General features: G+C 69.4%; 23 protein-coding genes. 17 read left to right on the forward strand and 6 right to left on the reverse strand.

Features of this window, described 5'->3' with window-relative positions:
• Nucleotides 1-6: 6 nt before the first annotated feature.
• Nucleotides 7-1,248, reverse strand: a complete 1,242-nt coding sequence (locus tag ACSQ2B_RS25100) for a serine hydrolase domain-containing protein (RefSeq protein ID WP_436054141.1) — start codon at nt 1,246-1,248, stop codon at nt 7-9.
• Between the two features lie 141 nt (nt 1,249-1,389).
• On the opposite strand from ACSQ2B_RS25100, the gene ACSQ2B_RS25105 reads away from it, so the two are divergent.
• The 5 genes from ACSQ2B_RS25105 (at nt 1,390) to ACSQ2B_RS25125 (ending at nt 6,580) form a co-directional block, all read left to right on the forward strand.
• Nucleotides 1,390-1,974: an NADPH-dependent FMN reductase gene (locus tag ACSQ2B_RS25105; RefSeq protein ID WP_436054142.1), complete on the forward strand. Its 585-nt coding sequence runs from the start codon at nt 1,390-1,392 to the stop codon at nt 1,972-1,974.
• A complete protein-coding gene (gene ribB, locus ACSQ2B_RS25110) occupies nt 1,974-3,122 on the forward strand; it encodes a 3,4-dihydroxy-2-butanone-4-phosphate synthase (RefSeq protein ID WP_436054143.1) in 1,149 nt (382 codons plus the stop codon). The genes ACSQ2B_RS25105 and ribB overlap by 1 nt, the downstream gene beginning before the upstream one ends.
• A 50-nt stretch (nt 3,123-3,172) precedes the next feature.
• On the forward strand, nt 3,173-3,916 hold the full coding sequence (locus ACSQ2B_RS25115; RefSeq protein ID WP_436054144.1) for a DUF72 domain-containing protein: 744 nt from the start codon (nt 3,173-3,175) through the stop codon (nt 3,914-3,916).
• Nucleotides 3,917-4,105: 189 nt separating this feature from the next.
• Nucleotides 4,106-5,746, forward strand: coding sequence for a M10 family metallopeptidase C-terminal domain-containing protein (locus ACSQ2B_RS25120; protein ID WP_436054145.1), 1,641 nt, complete (start codon nt 4,106-4,108; stop codon nt 5,744-5,746).
• A gap of 135 nt (nt 5,747-5,881) precedes the next feature.
• The gene (locus tag ACSQ2B_RS25125) at nt 5,882-6,580 is read left to right on the forward strand and encodes a DUF1013 domain-containing protein (RefSeq protein ID WP_436054146.1); all 699 of its coding nucleotides are present in this window, start codon (nt 5,882-5,884) and stop codon (nt 6,578-6,580) included.
• Nucleotides 6,581-6,654: 74 nt separating this feature from the next.
• Here ACSQ2B_RS25125 and ACSQ2B_RS25130 read toward each other — a convergent pair whose 3' ends face one another.
• The gene (locus ACSQ2B_RS25130) at nt 6,655-6,828 is read right to left on the reverse strand and encodes a YdcH family protein (protein ID WP_436054147.1); all 174 of its coding nucleotides are present in this window, start codon (nt 6,826-6,828) and stop codon (nt 6,655-6,657) included.
• A gap of 127 nt (nt 6,829-6,955) precedes the next feature.
• On the opposite strand from ACSQ2B_RS25130, the gene ACSQ2B_RS25135 reads away from it, so the two are divergent.
• Genes ACSQ2B_RS25135 through ACSQ2B_RS25145 form a run of 3 tightly spaced genes read left to right on the forward strand, consistent with a single transcriptional unit; the run spans nt 6,956 to nt 8,242 of the window.
• Nucleotides 6,956-7,555: a UbiX family flavin prenyltransferase gene (locus ACSQ2B_RS25135; RefSeq protein ID WP_436054148.1), complete on the forward strand. Its 600-nt coding sequence runs from the start codon at nt 6,956-6,958 to the stop codon at nt 7,553-7,555.
• A 4-nt stretch (nt 7,556-7,559) separates the two neighbouring features.
• Complete coding sequence (locus tag ACSQ2B_RS25140) at nt 7,560-8,024, forward strand: TIGR02444 family protein (protein ID WP_436054149.1); 465 nt, start codon at nt 7,560-7,562, stop codon at nt 8,022-8,024.
• An 11-nt stretch (nt 8,025-8,035) separates the two neighbouring features.
• A complete protein-coding gene (locus ACSQ2B_RS25145; protein WP_436054150.1) occupies nt 8,036-8,242 on the forward strand; it encodes a YdcH family protein in 207 nt (68 codons plus the stop codon).
• Nucleotides 8,243-8,446: 204 nt separating this feature from the next.
• Here the strand turns inward: ACSQ2B_RS25145 and ACSQ2B_RS25150 are convergent, their stop codons facing one another.
• A complete protein-coding gene (locus ACSQ2B_RS25150) occupies nt 8,447-9,043 on the reverse strand; it encodes a GGDEF domain-containing protein (protein ID WP_436054151.1) in 597 nt (198 codons plus the stop codon).
• A gap of 210 nt (nt 9,044-9,253) precedes the next feature.
• Between ACSQ2B_RS25150 and purE the strand changes: the two genes are divergently transcribed.
• Nucleotides 9,254-9,745, forward strand: a complete 492-nt coding sequence (gene purE / locus ACSQ2B_RS25155) for a 5-(carboxyamino)imidazole ribonucleotide mutase (protein ID WP_436054152.1) — start codon at nt 9,254-9,256, stop codon at nt 9,743-9,745.
• A gap of 6 nt (nt 9,746-9,751) precedes the next feature.
• A complete protein-coding gene (locus tag ACSQ2B_RS25160) occupies nt 9,752-10,834 on the forward strand; it encodes a 5-(carboxyamino)imidazole ribonucleotide synthase (protein WP_436054153.1) in 1,083 nt (360 codons plus the stop codon).
• Between the two features lie 32 nt (nt 10,835-10,866).
• Here the strand turns inward: ACSQ2B_RS25160 and ACSQ2B_RS25165 are convergent, their stop codons facing one another.
• Nucleotides 10,867-11,430 (reverse strand): TetR family transcriptional regulator, encoded by a 564-nt coding sequence (locus ACSQ2B_RS25165; protein ID WP_436054154.1) that lies wholly within the window; start codon nt 11,428-11,430, stop codon nt 10,867-10,869.
• A 118-nt stretch (nt 11,431-11,548) separates the two neighbouring features.
• Here ACSQ2B_RS25165 and ACSQ2B_RS25170 point away from each other — a divergent pair, with 118 nt between their 5' ends.
• A complete protein-coding gene (locus ACSQ2B_RS25170; RefSeq protein ID WP_436054155.1) occupies nt 11,549-12,511 on the forward strand; it encodes an alpha/beta hydrolase in 963 nt (320 codons plus the stop codon).
• A gap of 94 nt (nt 12,512-12,605) precedes the next feature.
• Here the strand turns inward: ACSQ2B_RS25170 and ACSQ2B_RS25175 are convergent, their stop codons facing one another.
• On the reverse strand, nt 12,606-13,283 hold the full coding sequence (locus ACSQ2B_RS25175; protein ID WP_436054156.1) for a COQ9 family protein: 678 nt from the start codon (nt 13,281-13,283) through the stop codon (nt 12,606-12,608).
• 201 nt (nt 13,284-13,484) lie between these two features.
• On the opposite strand from ACSQ2B_RS25175, the gene rpsU reads away from it, so the two are divergent.
• Both rpsU and ftsH read left to right on the forward strand, forming a co-directional pair.
• Complete coding sequence (rpsU, locus tag ACSQ2B_RS25180; RefSeq protein ID WP_436054183.1) at nt 13,485-13,721, forward strand: 30S ribosomal protein S21; 237 nt, start codon at nt 13,485-13,487, stop codon at nt 13,719-13,721.
• Between the two features lie 213 nt (nt 13,722-13,934).
• A complete protein-coding gene (ftsH, locus tag ACSQ2B_RS25185; protein ID WP_436054157.1) occupies nt 13,935-15,818 on the forward strand; it encodes an ATP-dependent zinc metalloprotease FtsH in 1,884 nt (627 codons plus the stop codon).
• An 81-nt stretch (nt 15,819-15,899) separates the two neighbouring features.
• Here the strand turns inward: ftsH and ACSQ2B_RS25190 are convergent, their stop codons facing one another.
• Entirely contained in the window at nt 15,900-16,892 is a 993-nt protein-coding gene (locus tag ACSQ2B_RS25190; RefSeq protein ID WP_436054158.1) for a phytanoyl-CoA dioxygenase family protein, read from the reverse strand.
• Nucleotides 16,893-17,095: 203 nt separating this feature from the next.
• Between ACSQ2B_RS25190 and folP the strand changes: the two genes are divergently transcribed.
• The 4 genes from folP (at nt 17,096) to ACSQ2B_RS25210 (ending at nt 20,365) form a co-directional block, all read left to right on the forward strand.
• Nucleotides 17,096-17,890, forward strand: a complete 795-nt coding sequence (folP, locus tag ACSQ2B_RS25195) for a dihydropteroate synthase (RefSeq protein WP_436054184.1) — start codon at nt 17,096-17,098, stop codon at nt 17,888-17,890.
• Between the two features lie 38 nt (nt 17,891-17,928).
• On the forward strand, nt 17,929-18,735 hold the full coding sequence (gene thiD / locus ACSQ2B_RS25200; RefSeq protein WP_436054159.1) for a bifunctional hydroxymethylpyrimidine kinase/phosphomethylpyrimidine kinase: 807 nt from the start codon (nt 17,929-17,931) through the stop codon (nt 18,733-18,735).
• The gene (locus tag ACSQ2B_RS25205) at nt 18,732-19,307 is read left to right on the forward strand and encodes a nucleotidyltransferase family protein (RefSeq protein ID WP_436054160.1); all 576 of its coding nucleotides are present in this window, start codon (nt 18,732-18,734) and stop codon (nt 19,305-19,307) included. Before thiD ends, ACSQ2B_RS25205 begins: the two co-directional genes overlap by 4 nt.
• A 239-nt stretch (nt 19,308-19,546) precedes the next feature.
• Nucleotides 19,547-20,365 carry a PhzF family phenazine biosynthesis protein gene (locus tag ACSQ2B_RS25210; protein ID WP_436054161.1) on the forward strand — a complete coding sequence of 273 codons (819 nt, stop codon included), beginning with the start codon at nt 19,547-19,549 and terminating at the stop codon, nt 20,363-20,365.
• Nucleotides 20,366-20,384: the final 19 nt, after the last annotated feature.

Below are 20,384 nucleotides of genomic sequence, written 5' to 3' on the forward strand. Positions count from 1 at the left end.
AGGGCGCTACCCGCCCGGCTCCACCAGCGCCGAATAGACCAGGGTCCGAAGCTCCCGCCGCACGGTGGTGGCGGAGGACGGGAGCAGCTGGGTCATGAAGATCGCGACGATCTTCTCCACCGGATCGACCCAGAAGGCCGTCGAGGCCATGCCGCCCCAATAGAACTCGCCGACGCTCGACGGCAGCAGGGTCTGCGGCGGGTCGAACACCACGGCGAACCCGAGCCCGAAGCCGACGCCCGCATAGGTGCTCTCGGAGAACAGCGAGCGCGAGTGGCGGGTCAGGTCGCCGCCGCCCGGCAGGTGGTTGGTGGTCATCAGCTTCAGCGTCTTGGGCGCCAGGATGCGCGCGCCGTCGAGCTCGCCCCCGTTCAGCAGCATCTGGGCGAAGCGCAGATAGTCGGCCGCGGTCGAGACCAGGCCGCCGCCGCCGGAGAGCAGCCTCGGCGGGGCGAGGAAAGGGCTGGTGCGCGGGTCGTCCTGCAGCCTCATCCCGCCCCATTCCGAGCCATTGGGGGGCGTGGCCTCGTAGCAGGCGGCGAAGCGCGGCTGCTGGTCCTCGCGGACGAAGAAGCCGGTGTCGACCATCTTCAGGGGGCTGAAGATCCGCTCCTGCAGAACGACGTCGAGGGGTTTTCCGGCGACCTTCTGCACCAGGTAGCCGGCCACGTCGGTGGAGACCGAATAGTTCCAGGCCGTCCCCGGCGAGAACTCCAGCGGCGCCGTCGCCAGGGCTTCGATCAGCCCCTGCAGGTCGCGCTCGCCATGGAAGGCTTCGAGGTCCAGCTGGCGGTAGGCCGCGTCGACATTGGAGCGGTACTGGAAGCCGTAGGTCAGCCCCGAGGTGTGGCGCAGCAGGTCGACGACCTGCATCGGCCGCTCGGGCGGGACGGTCAGGAAGCCGCCCGCGACGCCGGCCTGGAAGACGCCGAGCCCCGCCCACTCCGGAATGTGCCGGGCGACCGGATCGTCGAGCGCTATGAGCCCCTCCTCGACCAGCGACATCAACGCCACCGAAGTGACCGGCTTGGTCATCGAGTAGATGCGGAAGACCGTATCCTCGGCGAGCGCGATCCCGCGCTCCGGATCCTGCTGGCCGAGCACGGTCTGGTGCGCCACCTCGCCGTGGCGGGCGAGGAGGAATTGGGCGCAGGGCATCCGCCCGGGACCGACGTAGCGGTCCTGCAGGAAGCGGTCGATCCGCGTCAGCCGCTCCGGCGAAAAGCCGTGCGCCGTGGCCCTGCTCATGGCTCTCTCCTGATGGCTCGCGCAACTTTGCTCGTGCGAGGCGGACGGCGACAATGTATGGCGCCAGAGAAGGATGGGCCTATAGGTCGCGACGATGGGAAACGCCGGCGCGCGGTCAGCAGGTGAAAAGGAGTTCGGGGAGTGAGCGAACAAGTTGGCGGCCGACGGCCGTTGATCGTGGGCATCGGCGGAACCATCCGCGCGGGTTCGACGACCGAGACGGCGCTGATCTGCAGCCTGCGGACGGCCGAGGCGATGGGGGCCGAGACCCGCCTGTTCGGCGGCGACTTCCTCGCCAAGTTGCCGATCTTCGATCCCCGCCCTTGCGACCCCACGCCCGAGCAGCTGGAGCTGGTCGAGGCGGTGCGCCAGGCCGACGGCGTCATCATCGGTAGCCCCGGCTATCACGGCTCGATCTCCGGCGTGGTGAAGAATGCCCTCGACACCCTGGAGATCACCGCCAAGGACGCCTCGCCCTACTTCCACGGCAAGCCGGTGGGCGCCGTGGTCACCGCCTACGGCTGGCAGGCGACCGGCAGCACGTTGAACGCGCTGCGCGGCATCATACATGCAATGCGGGGCTGGCCGACGCCGTTCGGCGCCGCGCTCAACTCCACGGCCGGCCTGTTCGACGAGACCGGCGCCTGTCGTGATCCAAAGGACGCCTGGGCGCTGCAGACCGTGGCGGAACAGGTGATGGAGTTCGCCAGGATGCGGGTTCGCTGATGACCAAGCCCTATCTCGTGCCCCCGGGCGACGGGACGTCGGACGACGACGTCGCCTCCGCCATCTCGCCGATCGAGGACATCATCGAGGACGCCCGCAACGGGCGCCCCTACATCCTGGTCGACGCCGAGGACCGCGAGAACGAGGGTGACGTCATCATCCCGGCGCAGTTCGCCACGCCGGACCAGATCAACTTCATGGCCCGCCACGCGCGCGGCCTGATCTGCCTGTCGATCGGCGCCGAGCGCGCGCGCCAGCTGCGCCTGCCGCCGATGGCCTGGGACAACCAGGCCGGCCACGGCACCGCCTTCACCGTCTCGATCGAGGCCCGCGAAGGCGTGACGACGGGCATCTCCGCCCACGATCGCTCGCACACCATCGCCGTCGCCATCGATCCGACCAAGAGTCCCGACGACATCGTCTCGCCGGGTCACGTTTTCCCGTTGGTGGCGAAGGACGGCGGCGTCCTGGTCCGCGCCGGGCATACCGAGGCGGCGGTCGACATCTCTCGCCTGGCCGGGCTGAACCCCGCCGGCGTGATCTGCGAGATCATGAAGGACGACGGCTCCATGGCCCGCCTTCCGGACCTCGTGGGGTTTGCGCAGCTGCACGGCATGAAGATCGGCACCATCGCCGACCTGATCGCCTATCGCCGCCGCACCGAGCGCCAGGTGGAGCGGGTGCTGGATACGCCGTTCGAAAGCGTCTACGGCGGCCGCTTCCGCATGCTGATCTATCGCAACGTGCTCGACCGCACCGAGCATGTGGTGCTGACCAAGGGCAAGATCGACATCGACAGCCCCACCCTGGTGCGCATGCACAAGGTGGACATGGCCGCCGACATGCTGGGGCATGTGGAGACCCGCCAGGACTTCGTGCCGCGCGCGTTGAGCGCCATCGGCGCCTACGACGGCGCCGGCGTGGCGGTCTTCATCCGCAGCTCCGATCCCGACGCCATGTCGCAGAAGTACGGCCAGCCGGACGTGCAGCAGGACGCCAACATCCAGCGCGACTACGGCATCGGCGCCCAGATCCTGCTGGACCTCGGGGTCCGCGACATCATCCTTCTGACCGCCGCCAAGGCGAACCTGCGCCTGCCGGGCTCGGGCGGCTACGGCATCCGCATCGTCGGGCGCCAGGAGCTCTGACCCCCGCCCGCATCGGCAACGCACGGGGCGGCTGAGCATTTCGAGGCGTCATGAGCGCGCTTCGCATCGGCTGCTCGGGCTGGGCCTACAAGGACTGGCGCGGCCCCTTCTATCCGCCGCGGGTCAAGGACCGCGACCGGCTGGCCTATTACGCCAGCCGGTTCGACACCGCGGAGATCAACGCCAGCTTCTACCGCCTGCCGTCCGAGGCGGCGGTCGAGGGCTGGGCGAAGGGCGCGCCCGCGGCGTTCGTCTTCGCCTGGAAGGTCAGCCGCTTCATCACCCACAACAAGAAGCTCAAGGACTGCGCGCAGTCCGTCGCCCTGGTGTTCGGCCGCATGGCGCCGCTCGGTCGCGCCTACGGCCCGGCGCTGATCCAGCTGCCGCCGCAGCTGCGGCGGAACGACGATCGGCTGGCGGATTTCCTCGGCCTGCTGCCCAAGGGCCGGCGCCACGCCGTCGAGTTCCGTCACGAGAGCTGGTACGCGCCGGAGATCTTCCAGATCCTCGCCGACTTCGATGCGGCGCTCTGCATCTCCGACCACCATTCGGCGCCCTCGCCGTGGGAGGTCACCGCCTCCTGGGTCTATCTCCGCGGCCATGGGCCCGGCGGGCGCTACGTCGGACGCTATCCGGAGGCCGAGTTGCGGCGCTGGTCCGAGGCCATCGGGCGCTGGCGCCGCGAGGGGCGGGACGTCTACGCCTACTTTGACAACGACGTGAAGAGCGCCGCGCCCTTTGACGCCCTGCGGCTGAAGGCGCTCACTCAGCGAGCAGCTTCGATAGGGCGTTGATCGTGAAGTCGATGACAACCTTGGCGGGCGTTTTTGCCGCACGTTCATTTTGGGTGAAGGCTGTCCGTCTATCCTGCCGGGACCTACGCTCACGGCAGGCTGTCGTCGCAGGCGGAGGGATTTTCAGCCGGCATTCATCGACGCCCTGATGTAAGTTGTTGGGTCGTAAGGACAAACCTGAGTATTGGCATGGCGAGTGGAAACGCTTTCGAGCTGCAGCCGCAGGGCTTTCTGAACGCCGACGCGCGCACGGGGTACGGCAGCAACGGCAAGATCAGCTACACGATCGACCAGGCCGCCAACCAGCTGCTGCGAGGCGAGCCGGGCTGGGGGGCGATGGGCCAAGCGTACACGGTGACCTACGCCTATCGCTCGACCGCGCCCTTCGACATGCCGTCCGACACCGCGGGCTTCCAGCGTTTCACCCAGGCTCAGATCAATGCGACGGAGCTGGCGCTCAAGGCCTGGTCCGACGTCGCCAACATCCGCTTCGTAAGGGTCGGCGTCGGGACCTTCGGCGAGGGGGCCTATTCGAACAACGCCTCCATCCTGCTGGGCGGCTACACCTCCGGCGAAGAGGACGCCTCGGCCTTCGCCTACTATCCGGGATCGACGGCCGCGAGCTCGACCGACGGCGACGTCTGGGTGAATTCGAGCCTCAGCTACAACGCCAACCCGACGCTCGGCCAATACGGCGCCACGGTGCTGGTGCACGAGCTGGGCCACGCCATCGGCCTGGCACATCCGTCCGACTACGACTCGCTGACCGACGCCGACCCGACCTACGCGGCCGACGCCAGCTATTACGAGGACGACCGTCAGTACTCGGTCATGAGCTATTTCAGCGAAGCCAACACCGGGGCCAACTTCGGCGGGGCCTATCCCGCCGCCCCGATGCTGGACGACATCGCCGCGGCCCAGCAGGCCTACGGCGCCAACATGGCCACCCGCACCGGCGACACGGTCTACGGCTTTCACGCCAACGCGGACGCGCCCTGGTTCATCGCCAGCTCCAGCGCCTCGAAGCTGGTGTTCGCGGCCTGGGACGCCGGCGGGACCGACACCTTCGACTTCTCAGGCTACAGCAACAGCCAGGTGATCGACCTGCGGGCCGGCTTCTTCTCGAACGTCGGCGGTCTCGTCGGCAATGTCGCGATCGCCCAGAACGTGGTCATCGAGAACGCGGTCGGCGGCGGCGGGGCGGACGTGATCCACGGCAACGCGGCGGGCAACACCATCGACGGCGGGACCGGCGCCGACACCCTCGACGGCGGGACGGCCGGCCGCAACCAGCTGTTCGGCGGCGACGGCTCGGACTCGATCACCGGCGGCGCCGACTTCGACGCGGTCAACGGCAACAAGGGCGAGGATACGATCGACGGCGGCGCCGGGGGCGCCGACTGGCTGCTGGGCGGCCAGGGCAATGACCGCGTCACCGCCCACAGCGGCAATGTCATCCTCAACGGCAACCTCGGCCTCGACACCGTCACCGGCGGGACCGGCGACGACATCGTCCGCGGCGGCCAGGGCGCCGACGTGCTGAACGGCGGGGCGGGCAATGACCAGCTGTTCGGCGATCTGGGCGATGACACGCTCACCGGCGGGACGGGGGCCGACCTCTTCCACGTCGCCCCGAACGGCGGCGCCGATCGGGTGCTGGACTTCCATCTGAACGAAGGCGACCGCATCCAACTCGACGGGATCGCCAGCTACACCCTGACCCAGAGCGGGGCCGACACGGTCATCGCCCTCGGCCTGGCGGCGGATCAGGTGATCCTGGTGGGCGTCCAGGCGAGCAGTCTGGAGGCGGGCGCGATCCTGCTGGCTTGAGGGCGGCGCAGGACGCTCGCTCGCTGCCGCGCGGCGATAATGCGGTTCCCAGATTGCGCGATCCGGCCTATATAACGATCTGCACCGCCCGGCCGAAAGGCCGGGCGCCTTCGTTTCCGAGAGCCGGAAAGTACCATGACCGACATCCTGATGCCGAAGGCGACCGCCGTTTGGCTGGTGGACAACACCTCGCTCACCTTCGAGCAGATCGCCGATTTCTGCGGCCTGCATCCGCTCGAGGTGAAGGGGATCGCCGACGGCGAAGTGGCGCGCGACATTCGCGGCGCCGACCCGATCGCCAACGGCCAGCTCTCCCGTGAAGAGCTGGACGCGGCGCAGAAGAACGCCGCCTACCGCATGAAGGCGCAGAAGAGCCGGCACGCCGAGCTCCTCAAGCCGGTCAAGAAGGCGCCGCGCTACACGCCGGTGTCGCGCCGCCAGGATCGGCCGGACGCTATCGCCTGGTTCCTGCGCAACCACCCGGAAGTCGCCGACAGCCAGATCGCGCGCCTGCTGGGCACCACCAAGGCCACCATCGACCAGGTGCGCAGCCGCAGCCACTGGAACTCGGCCAACATCAAGCCGGTCGACCCGGTGACGCTCGGCCTCGCCAGCCAGCTGGAGCTGGACGGGGTGGTGCGGAAAGCGGCCGACAAGAAGGCCAAGGACGACGCCCGTCGCGGCATCGTCGACGTGGAGGGCCCGACCCTGCGTCCGGCGTCCGAAGCGGGCGCCTACGAAGACGTCGAGGAGCCGGAGGAGCGCGAGCGCAAGACCGACCTGCGCAACGTCTTCGCGCCGAACGACGCCGAGGCTTACGAAGACGAAGACTAGGTTCGGACACGCGGGAACGCCGCCCACCCCGCGCCAGCGCGGGATGAGCGGCGGCCCCGGATCGCCCCTGCGGTTTAGTGGGCTCGCCCGCGCAGACTCTCCATCTCTTCCTTGAGCTTGAGCTTCTGTCGCTTGAGCTCCCTCAGTCTGAGGTCATCGGCAGCGGGCCTGCGCAGTTCGTCCTGAATCGCTTGATCGAGAGACTGGTGGCGAGATCCGAGTTCGCGGATCCTGGCTTCCACGGCCATGATGGTATGTCTCCTCGCTGGGGGGAGTTTGAGTGAACACCCGCTTCCCCCGACTGTCAGATCACATATCTTTGCAGCCGGTGGAGCTGACGCGGCGCCGTTGATTCAGGCGTTTGGGGCCTTCTGCATGTCGAAAGATGAACAACCGCCGCTTGTGGTGGGGATCTCCGGCGCCTCCGGCGTCGCCTACGGCCTGCGCGCGCTCGACGCCTGCCGCGAGCTGGGCGTCGCCAGCCATCTGGTGATCAGCCGCTCGGCGATGCTGACATTGGCCCAGGAGAGCGATCTGACCCTGGCCGAGGTCCAGGCCAAGGCCGACGTGGTCCATAAGGTCACCGACATCGGCGCCTCGATCGCCTCCGGCTCCTTCCGCACCCTGGGCATGATCGTAGCGCCCTGTTCGGTGCGCACCATGAGCGAGATCGCCACCGGCGTGACCTCCACCCTGCTCAGCCGCGCGGCGGACGTGACCCTTAAGGAACGTCGCACGCTTGTCTTGATGGTGCGCGAGACGCCCTTGCACCTCGGTCACTTGAGAACCCTGGTGCGACTGGCCGAAATGGGCGCGATCATCGCCCCGCCCCTGCCAGCCTTCTACGCCCGGCCGCAGAGCCTGGCGGAGATGGTGGACCAGTCGGTGGGCCGGGCGCTCGACCTGTTCGGGCTCGCCTGGCGGCCGGTGCGGCGCTGGGGCGGGGACATCGCCCCGCTGAACGAAGAGGACTGAGCCGATGGCGCTGTGGGATTGGATGCTGGCCGCCTATGCGCGGCCAGGGGTTCCGGAGACCTGCCTGACGCTGCAGGACGAGTTTGGCCAGAACACCTCCGTCCTGCTGTGGGCGGCGTGGGCGAGGCCTGCGGACGCGGGCGTTTTCGAAACCGCGACCCGGGTGGCGCAAACCTGGGACCAGACGACCCTTCATCCGCTGCGCGCGGTGCGTCGCGCGCTGAAGGCGCCGTTTCCGCCGGTGGCCGACGCCGCGCGCGAGGGCCTGCGGGAGGACGTCAAGGCGGCCGAGCTGCGCGCCGAGCGCGTGCTGGTCGAGACCTTGGAAGCGCTCAGCGGCGCTCCGGCTGACAAGGCGGAAGCCGGCGATCAAGGCTCGGCGCTGCAGGCCCTGACGGCGGCCGTAAAGGCCTGGGGACGGCCGGCGCCGGACGATGCGCTGGCTGCGCTCGCGGCGGGCTTGGCGTAATGTCGATGTTCATGGACGAACTCGAAGAAGATGCGCTGCGGGCAAGACTGGCGGAACTTCGTCAGGACCACGCCGACCTGGACGCCGCCGTCAATGCGCTCTCGGCCTCGCCACTGCCGGACATGCTGCTGATCGGCCGGCTGAAGCGGAAGAAGCTCGCCATGAAGGACGAGATCAGCCGCATCGAAGCCCAGCTGAACCCCGACCTCATCGCCTAGGGCGTGGCGGCGACATCGTCCTTCTCCCCTTGTGGGAGAAGGTGTCGGGCGGTAGCCCGACGGATGAGGGGTCGAAGATGACCTCCGCCTCGACAGCGCCGCCGCTCGTCCGAGAGTTCTGAGAGACCCCTCATCCGACCCGCTTGCGCGGGCCACCTTCTCCCACAAGGGGAGAAGGAGCGTGCGAGCGTTCGCGAGTCGCCGCTACTCCCGCCCAGCCCGCTTGGCGTACATGGCCGCGTCGGCTTCGGCGATGACGGCCTCGGGATCGGCGGCGGCGCGGATCTCGGCGACGCCCCAGGAAACCTTGACCTGCATCGACGGCGGCAGGCCCTCGACGGGCGCGGCGGCGATGGCGGCAGCCAGGGATTCGGCCTTGGCCTCCGCCTGGAAGCCGTTGGTCTGCGCCAGGATCACCGCGAACTCGTCGCCCCCCATTCGGCCGGCCACGTCCGAGCCGCGGATATGTCCCAGGAGCTGGGCGGCGACCGCCTTCAGCGCCGCGTCGCCGGCGGCGTGGCCGAACCGGTCGTTGATCGCCTTCAGCCCGTCGAGGTCGAAATAGGCGAGGCTGGCCGAGGCGCCGTAGCGTTCGGTGAAGTCGCACGTCCGGACCAGCTCGCGCACCAGGGCGCGGCGATTGAACAGCGGGGTCAGGGCGTCGCGGTCGGCCAGCCCCTCCGCCTCTTCCAGGCGCGCCTTCAACCGGGCGAGCTCGGCGCGCAGCTCGGCGTTCTCGCGCGCCAGTTCGGCGGGCCCCCCGGGGGTCGGGCGGTCGTTGTCGGCAGCCGTGATCATCATGCAGCCCGGCCCTCAACTCTCAGCAAGGAATCGCGCCGAAGGGCGACCTTGGTGGAATTTAGCCATCCTGGTTGCGGCGGCAATGCCGGCGCCTATACTCCGCGCCCTTCCGGCTGACGCGTGTCAGGCGAAAGTGGACGGCGGCGTCGCTGTTCGACGCGCCTATCTCTTTCTTGCTGTTTCTGGGGCTTACGGGGGTCTGTTAGGAAAATGAGCGCCGCCGCGCCCGTCGCCATCATCATGGGCAGCCGATCTGACTGGCCGGTGCTTCGCCACGCCGCCGAAATGCTGGACGAGCTGGGGGTGGCCTACGAGGCCAAGGTGGTCTCCGCCCATCGCACGCCCGACCGCATGTACGCCTTCGCCAAGGGGGCCCAGGCCGCTGGCGTCAAGGTGATCATCGCCGCCGCCGGGGGCGCGGCGCATCTTCCTGGGATGACTGCATCGCTCACCGACCTGCCGGTGCTGGGCGTGCCGGTCGAGTCCAGGACGCTGAAGGGCATGGATTCCCTGCTCTCCATCGTGCAGATGCCGGCCGGCATTCCGGTGGGCACGCTCGCCATCGGCGAGGCCGGGGCCAAGAACGCCGCGATCCTGGCCGCCAAGATCCTCGCCCTCTCCGATCCCAAGCTCGCCGAGCGGGTCGCCGCCTTCGCCCGACAGCAGACCGACAGCATCCCGGAAAGCGTCGAGGACGCGTAGATCCCCATGGCCCGCTTCCCGCTTCCGCCCGGATCGACCATCGGCATACTCGGCGGAGGCCAGCTCGGCCGCATGCTGGCCGAAGCTGCGTCGCGCCTGGGCTTCGACGTCGTCGTGCTGGAGCGCGACGCCGACAGCCCTGCCGGCCGGGTTGCGGTGCGCACCCTGGTGGGAGCCTATGACGACCCCGCGGCGCTGAAGGCGCTGGCCGAGGCCGCCGACGTCGTCACCTACGAGTTCGAGAACGTGCCGGCCGCCTCGGTTCAGGCGCTGACGGCGCTGGGCCTCGAGGTCGCGCCGGGCCCCAAGGCGCTGTCCGTCGCCCAGGATCGCGTCGACGAGAAGACCTTCCTGAATGCCCAGGGCGTCGCCACCGTCGCCTTCGCCGAGGCCTCGACGCCCGCCGAAGCCGCCGCGGCCGCGGCCCGGATCGGCGTCCCCTGCCTGATGAAGACCCGCCGCGAGGGCTATGACGGCAAGGGGCAGCGCTGGGTCGAGCACGTCGCCGCCGCCGAAACCGTCTTCGAGGCCCTGGGCGGCCAACCGGTGATCGTCGAGGCGCCCGCCGATTTCGTGCGCGAGCTGTCGGTGATCGCCGCCCGCGGCCGCGACGGCGCCATCGCCGCCTATCCCCTGGCTGAGAACCACCATGAGGGCGGCGTCCTGCGCCGCACCCTGGCGCCGGCCAGGGTGTCTGTCCCGCTCGCCGACCAGGCCGAGCGGATCGCCGCCAAGGTGCTCTCGGGCCTCGACTACGTGGGGGTGATCGGCATCGAGCTGTTCGAGCTTTCCGACGGCCGGCTGCTGGTCAACGAGATCGCGCCGCGCGTTCACAACACCGGCCACTGGACCCAGGACGGCTGCGAGGTCGACCAGTTCGAACAGCATATCCGCGCCGTCGCCGGCTGGCCGCTGGCGCGCGCCCGCGCCGTGGCCCAGGTGGAGATGCTCAACCTCCTCGGCGACGAGGCCGACGCCTGGCTGAAGTTCGCCGCCGAGCCCGAAACCCGGCTGCACCTCTACGGCAAGCGCGAAGCCAAGCCCGGCCGCAAGATGGGCCACATCAACCGGGTCAAGCCGCTGCGCTGAGCAAGCTGTTCGGCTGAGCCCGCGGGCCGAGGTCAGCGTTCGTCGATGATCGCCTGGAGCGATCGGCCCAGCCATTCCGACGTCTCGCTGTCGATCGCCGCATCGGGGGACATCAGGGGGATCTGGCGCGTGTAGAGCATGAAGCTGGTCGACAGCATGGTCATGCGGATGGCCCGGGTGCGGGCGTTCGGCGGGCCTAGCCAGCGCGCGAGAGGTTCGATGCCGTATTCCTCCATCACGCGGGCGCTGATCATCCGCGCCTCGGGATCGCTGATCGACAGGGCGATCATCGCTTGCGCGCGCAGGTCGAGGAAGGCCTCGAGGAATTTCGCCGTCAGTCGCGCGCCAAATCCCTCCTGCGCCAGATCCAGCGCCTCGAACCGAGGTATGGCGTCGATCAGGGCCGCTTCGAAGAGCTTGGCCTTGGATCCGAAATAGCGCTGCAGCAGGGCGGAATCGACTCCGGCGATGGCCGCGATGTCGCGGATGCCCGCCTGCGAGTAGCCGAGCTCCGCGAACGCCTGCTGGGCGGCGGCGAGGATTCTCGCCTTCGTCCGGGGCGCGTCACGCTGCTTGGCAGGGCTGTTCGTCGGCATGGTCGACCCTTCGCCCAGGATTGGCAGGCGGACAAGCATTGACAGGCGGGCAGGTCCGATATGTCATCAATTGATGACTTAAGCCCCCGCCAGCGGGGCGTTGACGGGAGAGCGCGCGGTGCCGGGACCGATACCCCTTTCATTCGACGTGACCGAGGCCCTGCCGGCCGCCGCCACTGGGGGCCGCCGCGCCGCCATCTCAGGCTGGCTGTTCTTCCCCGACGACCTGGGCCGGCTTGGGGGTCGTCCGGCGGCGATCACGCTGGGCGCCGGCGGCAGCTACGACAAGCGCTACCATCATGCGGAGATCGAAGGCTTTCCCGGCTACAGCGCCGCCGAACACCTCGCGTCGCTGGGAAATATCGTCCTGCTGAGCGATCACCTGGGCGTCGGTGAAAGCACCCGGCTTCTGCAACAGCGCAACGCCACCCGACAGGTGGTCGCCATGGCCAACCATGCCGCGGTCGGCCAGTTCTACGCGAGGCTCCGCTCGGGCGGCCTGCATCCCGACCTTCCTCCCATCCCGGATTTCGCCCGGATCGGCGGCGGCCATTCGATGGGCGGCATGCTGACCATCATCCAGCAGGCCGAGCATCGCAGCTACGACGGGGTGATGGTCATCGGCTACACCGCCGAAGGCGTCCATTTCACCATGCAGGGGCAAAAGCTCCGCGCCGCCGATTTCATCCCGACGGAGGGACCGGACTACAGCCGCAACGACCGCGCTGCGCTGCATGAAGGCTTTCACTGGGAAGACGTGCCCCCGGCGGTGATCGCGGCGGACGACCTGCTGGCGGTGGAGACGCCCGCCTGCATCGGCCTCGATTCCATCCGGACTCATATCGTCAAGGACGAGGCGGCGCGGATCGACGTCCCCGTCTACGTCTGCCTCGCCGAGCGGGACGTCTCGCCCGATCCGCATGGGGAGCCGGCCTATTATCGCTCCAGCCGCGACGTCACCCTGCACATCCTGCCGCGGTCCGGTCACTGCCAGACCTTCGCCGGCACGCGGCGGCAGATGTGGGACCGGATGCATCACTGGTCCCGCGGCGTCGCCGCCGGCGCAGGCGCGGCGGCATGACGTCGAACACGCGCGCCAGACCCTCGGTCAGCTCGCCTCCATGATCGCCGCCGGGGCGACGCGGCCGCAGACGCTGCGAATTGAGACCGGTCTTTTAAGACGGACGCTCCGCCCGGCCGTATCGCATCCGCCCGAGAACCGCGGCGGCGGTCTCCATCAGCTGCGTCGGCTTGAAGCCGCTGGCCGCCTTCCAGCTCTCGAACCGCATGACCTCGTCGATGCGGCGGTCGGCGAAGCGCAGGGCTGCGCCGCGGCCGGCGTTCAGGCGGATGGCGACGGCGCCGGTCAGGATCCCGGCCAGCAGGGCGCGCTTGGAATAATGGTTCTCGTCGGTGGCCGTGTCGCCGGCCCAGCGCCAGAGGGTGTCGGCGCTCTCCCAGGCGAGCTGGGCGCCGACCGCGAGGTTCTGCGGCAGGGCCAGGAAGCCGGCCCAGCGCCGCGCGGCGGCCTCGTCGTCGCCGGCGGCGTCGAGCCGGGCCTCGACCGCGCGGGCGACGCGCTCGCGGACCTTCAGGGTCTCGGGCGCCGTCGCCTGCAGCATCAGCAGGGCGCGGGCGTCGTGGCGGCGGGAGAACAGGGCGGCGAGGTCGGCGGGCCCCCGCGGCAGCAGGAGTTCGGTCTCGCCTTCGGAAAAGCCCGCGGCCTGGCCGGCGAGCCGGGTCATCCGGCTCGTCCAACCCTCGATCGGCGCGAACCGGATCGCTTGCTCCAGCAGGCGCTGCTCGGCGTCCTTGGTCCAGTCGCCTTTAGTCGGGTCCGCGGGGTCGGTCATGAAACCCATTCTAGCCTTATCGGATGATGGCGTCGCGGCGTGGACACGCCAAGTCTGATCTGGTATTGCGCGCGGCTCAACCCGGAGGCCTCAAGCCTACGGGCGTCAGACATTTGTCGAATTCCATTGTTCGCTCGCCGCCGCCCCTGAAAAGAGGGATGAGGGGGCCGGGCGGTCTAGCGTGCAACAGGAGAGATAGCCCTGGTTCAGATTTTCGTCCGCGACAACAACGTCGATCAGGCCCTCAAGGCGCTGAAAAAGAAGATGCAGCGCGAAGGCTCGTTCCGCGAGATGAAGCGCCACGTGCACTATGAGAAGCCGTCCGAGAAGCGCGCCCGCCAAAAGGCGGAAGCCGTGCGCCGGGCGCGCAAGCTGGCCCGCAAGCGCGCTCAGCGCGAAGGCCTGATCGCTGCGCCGAAGAAGCCGGTCGGCCGCTAAGGCTGAGCTGGCCTGACGGAAACAGCGCCTATTTAGAAGGGCCGCGCCGCAAGGCGCGGCCTTTTCTGTTTCGGATATGTCTCTTTTGAATGGTCAAGGCGCGGTCTTCGGTCGCGTTCTCGCCCGCTTCCTGGTGGAACGCCGATCGGCGTCCTATCTTCCCGTCAGGGCCGCATCTCCCGGCTCGAAACTTTTCGAACGGTCTGAACACCGATGAATCTGCGCAATCTCGTCATCTGGGGCGTCATCGTCGTCGTCCTGATTGGCCTCTACAGCATGATGACCGGCGGCGGTCGCGCCGCCGGCGCCAGCGAGATCACCTATTCCCAGCTGCTGTCGAAGGTGAACGGCGGCCAGGTGAAACAGGCCATCATCCGCGGCGCCGCCGTCGAGGTGAAGGACCAGTCGAACCGCACCTACACCGCGGTCACGCCCAACAACCAGGACGACCTGGTCAAACGGCTCGAAGGCCAGGGCGCCGACATCTCGGTCAAGCCGGCCGGCGGCTTCACCCTGATCGGCTTCATCCTCAACAGCCTGCCGATCCTGCTGCTGATCGGGGTCTGGATCTTCTTCATGCGGCAGATGCAGGGCGGCGCGCGCGGGGCCATGGGCTTCGGCAAGTCCAAGGCCCGCATGCTGACCGAGAATAAGAACCGCGTGACCTTCGACGACGTCGCCGGCGTCGACGAGGCCAAGGAAGAGCTGACCGAGATCGTCGACTTCCTGAAGGACCCGCAGAAGTTCCAGCGCCTGGGCGGCAAGATCCCCAAGGGCGCCCTGATGGTGGGCCCGCCCGGCACCGGTAAGACCCTGCTCGGCCGCGCGGTCGCGGGCGAGGCGGGCGTGCCCTTCTTCTATATCTCGGGCTCGGACTTCGTGGAGATGTTCGTGGGCGTCGGCGCCAGCCGCGTGCGCGACATGTTCGAACAGGCCAAGAAGAACGCCCCCTGCATCATCTTCATCGACGAAATCGACGCCGTCGGCCGCCATCGCGGCGCGGGCCTCGGCGGCGGCAACGACGAACGCGAGCAGACGCTGAACCAGCTGCTGGTCGAGATGGACGGCTTCGACCCCAACGAAGCGATCATCGTCATCGCCTCGACCAACCGTCCCGACGTGCTCGACCCCGCCCTGCTGCGGCCGGGCCGGTTCGACCGCCAGGTCGTGGTGCCCAACCCCGACATCAACGGCCGCGAGCGGATCATTCGCGTGCACATGAAGAACGTGCCGCTGGCCGCCGACGTCGACGTCAAGGTGATCGCCCGCGGGACGCCCGGCTTCTCGGGCGCGGACCTGGCCAACCTGGTCAACGAGGCCGCCCTGATGGCTGCGCGGAAGAACCGCCGCATGGTCACCCAGGCCGACTTCGAGGACGCCAAGGACCGGGTCATGATGGGCGCCGAGCGCAAGTCCATGGTCATGACCGACGAGGAGCGGAAGCTCACCGCCTACCACGAGGGCGGCCACGCCCTGGTGGCCCTGTCGGTGCCGGCGACCGACCCGGTGCACAAGGCCACCATCATCCCGCGCGGCCGCGCGCTCGGCATGGTCATGCAGCTGCCCGAGCGCGACAAGTTCTCGATGAGCTACGAGCAGATGACCTCGCGCCTGGCGATCCTGTTCGGCGGCCGGGTGGCCGAGGAGCTGATCTTCGGCAAGGAGAAGGTGACCTCGGGCGCCTCCTCCGACATCGGCCAGGCCACCAAGCTCGCCCGCGCCATGGTGACCAAGTGGGGCTTCTCCGACCTGCTGGGCGCGGTGGAGTACGGGGAGAACCAGGAAGAGGTCTTCCTCGGCCACTCCGTCGCCCGCAACCAGAACGTCTCGGAAGAGACCGCCAAGCTCATCGACCAGGAGGTCAAGCGCCTGGTGAAGTCCGGCGAGGACGAGGCTCGGCGGATCCTGACCGAGAAGATGGAAGACCTGCACACCCTGGCCCGCAGCCTGCTGGAGTACGAGACCCTGAGCGGCGACGAGATCGTCAACGCGCTGAAGGGCGTGCCGCCGGTGCGCGAAGAGGCCGACGCTAAGCGTCCGGCGGGCCCGGCGGTCTCGGTGCCGCTCTCGCCCCGGCCCGATCCCGAGCCGGCCTGAGCCGCGGGCGAGGCGAACACGAACAAGGGAAGGGCGGCCGTGGCGTCACGGCCGCCTTTTTCGTGCGCGCTCAGCGCGGCCTCAGCGCGAAAAGCGCTCCAGATAGGTCGTGCTGGTCCAACTCGGGAACTTCCGCCTGCCGGCGTCCCAGGGGGAGTCGAAGGCGTATCCCGGACGGGCGTCGAAAGCGTTCACTCCTCGGACGAGGGTCGCAGGCGCATGGCCCCGGGGGAAGGCCGCGGTGGAGGTGTAGTGGGTGACGTAGGACTTCCGCGTCAGGGCGGCGTCGGTGATGGGCGATCCGCCCTGGACGAGGTTGGCGTGCCAGATGATCGCCGTGCCTCTCTTCGGGTGGAACTCGACCGGCTCGATGCCGACCTCGGCCATCCTGCGCTCGAGATGCGGGGCGAATTCCAGAGGGCTGCGGGTGCTGTCGCGCTCCATGAGGATGCTGCCGCGGCCCCAGTCGAAGAAGCCGCTCGCCTCGGGTCGGTGGGAGCCCGGGTAGTAGAACAGGGCGCCGGACCCGGGCCGCACGTCCTCCAGCGCGATCCAGGCCGCGGCCAGCTGTGCGATGCCCCGCTGAATCCGCACATAGGGGTAGTCGATGTGGGCGGGCTGCTCGGTGCCCCGCCAGAAGCCGAGGGACTGCAGCACGACGGCCGGCTGCTCGAACACCAGCGCCAGGAACCGCTGGATCTTCGCGCTCAAACTGAGGGCGACGGCGGCCTTGGAATAGGTGTGGAACTGCTGGAACTTCATCTGGCCGCCAAACAGGTCCGCCTCGGAGGTTCCGGCGAACCGGACCTGCTCGCCCCTGACCTCGATGTTGAAATCGAGCTCCTGGCGATGCTGCACGGCCCAGCGCACATCCTCCAGGAAGGCGTCGATGTCGCCCTCGTCGGCGGCGCTCTCGATCACGAGATAGCCGTCGGTCCGCCAGCGCTCGAGCCAGGTCACCTCCTCGGACGTCAGGACCTTGCCAAGCGCCTTCGCCGCCGAGGCCACGTCGCCCTCGACCTTGTCGATCCAAGGGACCGTCCGAAACCAGTCCTCCTGGGTGATGACGCTCATCTGATTCCGCCCCTCGACCTGCTCCGGAGGCTTTACAATCCCCGGCCCGGACGGAGAAGGCCGGAGACGGCCGCGGAAAGGACGGTCGCGAAGAGCGATATGGCCGACGGCGAGGGCGGAAGGTAACAAGGCCAGGCGAACCACAAGGGGAACGACACAGGTTGAGCGCTGAAGTCGCACTGCTGCAAACGCCTGCGCGGGTCATGGGCGTCGTCAATGTGACCCCCGACAGCTTCTCGGACGCGGGGCGGTTCTTCGACGCCGCCGCGGCGCTCGCCCACGCCCGCAGCCTGATCGCCGAGGGCGCCGAAATGCTCGACGTCGGCGGCGAGTCCACCCGCCCGGGCGCGACGCCGGTCTCCGCCGAGGACGAGATCGCCCGCGTCGTACCCTTGATCCGCGCGATCCGCGCCGAGAGCGCCGTCCCCATCTCCGTCGACACCATGAAGCCGCAGGTGGCGCGCGCCGCCGTAGCCGCCGGCGCCGCCATGTGGAACGACGTGACGGCGCTGCGCCATGCGCCCGACAGCCTGGCGGTCGCCGCCGAGCTGGGCTGCGACGTGGTGCTGATGCACATGCAGGGCGAGCCGCAGACCATGCAGGCCGAGCCGCGCTACGACGACGTGGTCGCCGAGGTGACCGGCTTCCTCCGCGATCGCGCCGAAGCCGCCCTGGCCGCAGGCGTGGCGCGCGAGCGGATCTGGCTGGATCCGGGGATCGGCTTCGGCAAGCACATGATCCGCCACAATCTGCCGCTGATCGCCGGGCTCGACCGGATCGTCGCCCTGGGCTTTCCGGTGCTTCTGGGGGTCAGCCGCAAGCGCTTCATCGGCGCCCTCGACCAGGACGCCGCGCCCGACCAGCGGCTCGGCGGCTCGATCGCCGCCGCGCTCGCGGGCGTCGCAGCCGGCGCGGCGGCGGTGCGGGTCCACGACGTGCGCGAAACGGTCCAGGCGCTGCGGGTCTGGCAGGCGATCGCCGCGGCGCGCCCCGCTTGAGCGTGCATTCAGCCCGCGAAGGCGCTATCGGCTCGTCCATGTCGCTCGCTCTCGGTCGCGTCCTGATCCTCGCCGGCTCGGATTCCGGCGGCGGCGCGGGCGTGCAGGCCGACATCAAGACGGTCACGGTCCTGGGCGGCTATGCGGCCAGCGCGATCACCGCCATCACCGTGCAGAACACCCTGGGCGTCACCGGCGTCTATCCGATCCCGCCGCAGGTGGTGGAGGCCCAGGCCGCCGCGGTGCTCGACGACATCGGCGCCGACGCCATCAAGACCGGCATGCTGGGCGATGTCGCCATGGTCGAGGCGGTCGCCCGCGTGCTGGACCGCGCGGCCGGCGTCCCGGCGGTGATCGACCCGGTCATCACCGCCAAGGGCGGGGCGTCCCTGCTGGCCTCCGAAGCGGTCACGGCGCTGCGCTCGATCCTGGTCCCCCGCGCGGCCCTGCTCACCCCCAATGCGCCGGAGGCCGAGGCGCTGACCGGGCTGACGGTGGCCACCACCGACGACCTGCGCCGCGCGGGCGAGGCCCTGTTGCGGGCCGGCGCGGCGGCGGTGCTGATGAAGGGCGGCCACGTGCCGGGGGCGCGGGTCGCCGACGTGCTGATGACCTCGGCCGGCGAGACGGTGTTCGAAGGCGAGCGGCTGGAGACGCGCCACACCCACGGCACCGGCTGCACCCTGGCCTCGGCCTGCGCTGTCGGCCTGGCCCAGGGCCTGCCGCTGGTCGAGGCCGCCGCCCGCGCCTGGGACTATGTGCATCAGGCGATGCTGAGCGCGCCCGGCTTCGGGGCTGGCCACGGTCCGCTCGACCACGGCTGGCCTCTGCGGGGCCGCAGGTGAGCGAAGATCTCGGCCCGCGGCTGGAGGCCATCCTGCGCGCGACGCCGCGGCTGATGCAGGTGCTCGAGACCGCCCGGTCGCTGGAGCTGCCGGACTGGATGGTCTTTTCCGGCGCGGTCTACCAGCCGGTGCTCAACCACCTGACCGGACGGCCGACGGACTATGGGCTCAAGGACTACGACCTCGCCTACCACGACGCCTCCGACCTCTCCTACGAGGCCGAGGACCAGGTGATCCGGCGCGCCGCCGCCGCCTTCGCGCCCGAGCTCAGCCCGCTGGTCGAGGTGCGCAACCAGGCCCGGGTGCACCTGTGGTTCCACCAGAAGTTCGACGATGCGGACTATGGTCCGTTGAGCCGCTCCGCCGAGGCCCTGACCCGCTTCACCAGCGCCACCTTCGCGGTCGCCGTGCGGCTGGAGGCCGATGACCGTCTGACAGTGCTCGCGCCCTTCGGGCTGGAGGACCTCTTTGCGTTGCGGCTCCGGCCCAATCCGCTGCGCGCCACCGCCGGCTTCGCCCGCACGGCCGCGGCGGTGCGCGCGCGCTGGCCCGAGGTGGTGGTGGAGGGTTAGGACGGCTGACGCCCGGAAGGGGATTTCATTTGAACAATCCCCGTCATCCCGGACGGGGCCGCGAGGCCGATCCGGGACCCAAGGCCGTGCGCACCGCCCTGGGTCCCGGCTCTACGCTGCGCTCCGGCCGGGATGAGGGCTGAAGTTGATCTGCATGCAATCTCTCCGCCCCTCAGGGAGAGCATCTTGGCTCGCGGGTTTGCATCCCCATCTAGCCAAGCTTCACAGGAGATCCCGTCATGCGCCAATGGACCGTCGACGCCTTCGCCGCCGAGCCGTTTCGCGGCAATCCGGCCTGCGTCCTGGAGCCCATGGAGGCCTGGCCGGAAGACCGCTGGATGCAGGCCCTGGCGGCCGAGAACAACCAGGCCGAGACCGCCTTCCTGAAGCGCACGGACGATCCCGCGCGCTTTGGCCTGCGCTGGTTCACCCCGGCCCTGGAGGTGCCGCTCTGCGGCCACGCAACCCTGGCCTCGGGCCACGTGCTGTTCTCCGAACTGGCGGTCGCGACGGACCGCATCACCTTCGAGACCAGGTCCGGCCCGCTCACCGTCGCGCGCGCCGCGAGCGGCTATGAGATGGACTTTCCGTCCCAGCCGCCGACGCGGATCGAGCCGCCGCCGGGCCTGGCCGAGGCGCTGGGCGCGACGCCGGTGGAGGTCTGGGCGGGCGCCTTCCTGATCGCCATCCTGGCGGACGAGGCGGCGGTGCGCGGCCTGAAGCCGGATATCGCCCTCCTCGAGCGGGTCTCCAGGGCCGAGGCCCTGGGCCGCGGCAACGTCGGGGTGGCGGCGCTCGCCGAGCCGGGTCGCGGCTACGACGTCGTCGACCGCTTCTTCGCGCCCGGCTCAGGCATTCCCGAGGACCCGGCCACAGGGTCGCTGCATTGCATCCTGACGCCGCTGTTCGCCGAGAAGCTCGGGCGCTCCCGCCTGGCCTTCCACCAGGCCTATCCGGGCCGCGGCGGCGATCTGACCTGCGAGGCGCGCGGCGAGCGCGTGGGCCTGGGCGGGCAGGCGGTGACGGTGGTCGAGAGCCGCCTGCGGCTGCAGCCCTGATGCGAAGACGCCCCCGGAT

Source organism: Phenylobacterium sp. LjRoot225 (assembly GCF_964252855.1).
Taxonomy (GTDB): domain Bacteria; phylum Pseudomonadota; class Alphaproteobacteria; order Caulobacterales; family Caulobacteraceae; genus Phenylobacterium.

Coding starts and splice junctions, on each gene's coding strand:
- ACSQ2B_RS25100 (WP_436054141.1), bottom strand. CDS start 1,248: ATGAGCAGGGCCACGGCGCACGGCTTTTCGCCGGAGCGGCTGACGCGG.
- ribB (WP_436054143.1), top strand. CDS start 1,974: ATGACCAAGCCCTATCTCGTGCCCCCGGGCGACGGGACGTCGGACGAC.
- ACSQ2B_RS25115 (WP_436054144.1), top strand. CDS start 3,173: ATGAGCGCGCTTCGCATCGGCTGCTCGGGCTGGGCCTACAAGGACTGG.
- ACSQ2B_RS25120 (WP_436054145.1), top strand. CDS start 4,106: ATGGCGAGTGGAAACGCTTTCGAGCTGCAGCCGCAGGGCTTTCTGAAC.
- ACSQ2B_RS25125 (WP_436054146.1), top strand. CDS start 5,882: ATGACCGACATCCTGATGCCGAAGGCGACCGCCGTTTGGCTGGTGGAC.
- ACSQ2B_RS25130 (WP_436054147.1), bottom strand. CDS start 6,828: ATGGCCGTGGAAGCCAGGATCCGCGAACTCGGATCTCGCCACCAGTCT.
- ACSQ2B_RS25135 (WP_436054148.1), top strand. CDS start 6,956: ATGTCGAAAGATGAACAACCGCCGCTTGTGGTGGGGATCTCCGGCGCC.
- ACSQ2B_RS25140 (WP_436054149.1), top strand. CDS start 7,560: ATGGCGCTGTGGGATTGGATGCTGGCCGCCTATGCGCGGCCAGGGGTT.
- ACSQ2B_RS25145 (WP_436054150.1), top strand. CDS start 8,036: ATGGACGAACTCGAAGAAGATGCGCTGCGGGCAAGACTGGCGGAACTT.
- ACSQ2B_RS25150 (WP_436054151.1), bottom strand. CDS start 9,043: ATGATGATCACGGCTGCCGACAACGACCGCCCGACCCCCGGGGGGCCC.
- purE (WP_436054152.1), top strand. CDS start 9,254: ATGAGCGCCGCCGCGCCCGTCGCCATCATCATGGGCAGCCGATCTGAC.
- ACSQ2B_RS25160 (WP_436054153.1), top strand. CDS start 9,752: ATGGCCCGCTTCCCGCTTCCGCCCGGATCGACCATCGGCATACTCGGC.
- ACSQ2B_RS25165 (WP_436054154.1), bottom strand. CDS start 11,430: ATGCCGACGAACAGCCCTGCCAAGCAGCGTGACGCGCCCCGGACGAAG.
- ACSQ2B_RS25175 (WP_436054156.1), bottom strand. CDS start 13,283: ATGACCGACCCCGCGGACCCGACTAAAGGCGACTGGACCAAGGACGCC.
- ftsH (WP_436054157.1), top strand. CDS start 13,935: ATGAATCTGCGCAATCTCGTCATCTGGGGCGTCATCGTCGTCGTCCTG.
- ACSQ2B_RS25190 (WP_436054158.1), bottom strand. CDS start 16,892: ATGAGCGTCATCACCCAGGAGGACTGGTTTCGGACGGTCCCTTGGATC.
- folP (WP_436054184.1), top strand. CDS start 17,096: ATGGGCGTCGTCAATGTGACCCCCGACAGCTTCTCGGACGCGGGGCGG.
- thiD (WP_436054159.1), top strand. CDS start 17,929: ATGTCGCTCGCTCTCGGTCGCGTCCTGATCCTCGCCGGCTCGGATTCC.
- ACSQ2B_RS25210 (WP_436054161.1), top strand. CDS start 19,547: ATGCGCCAATGGACCGTCGACGCCTTCGCCGCCGAGCCGTTTCGCGGC.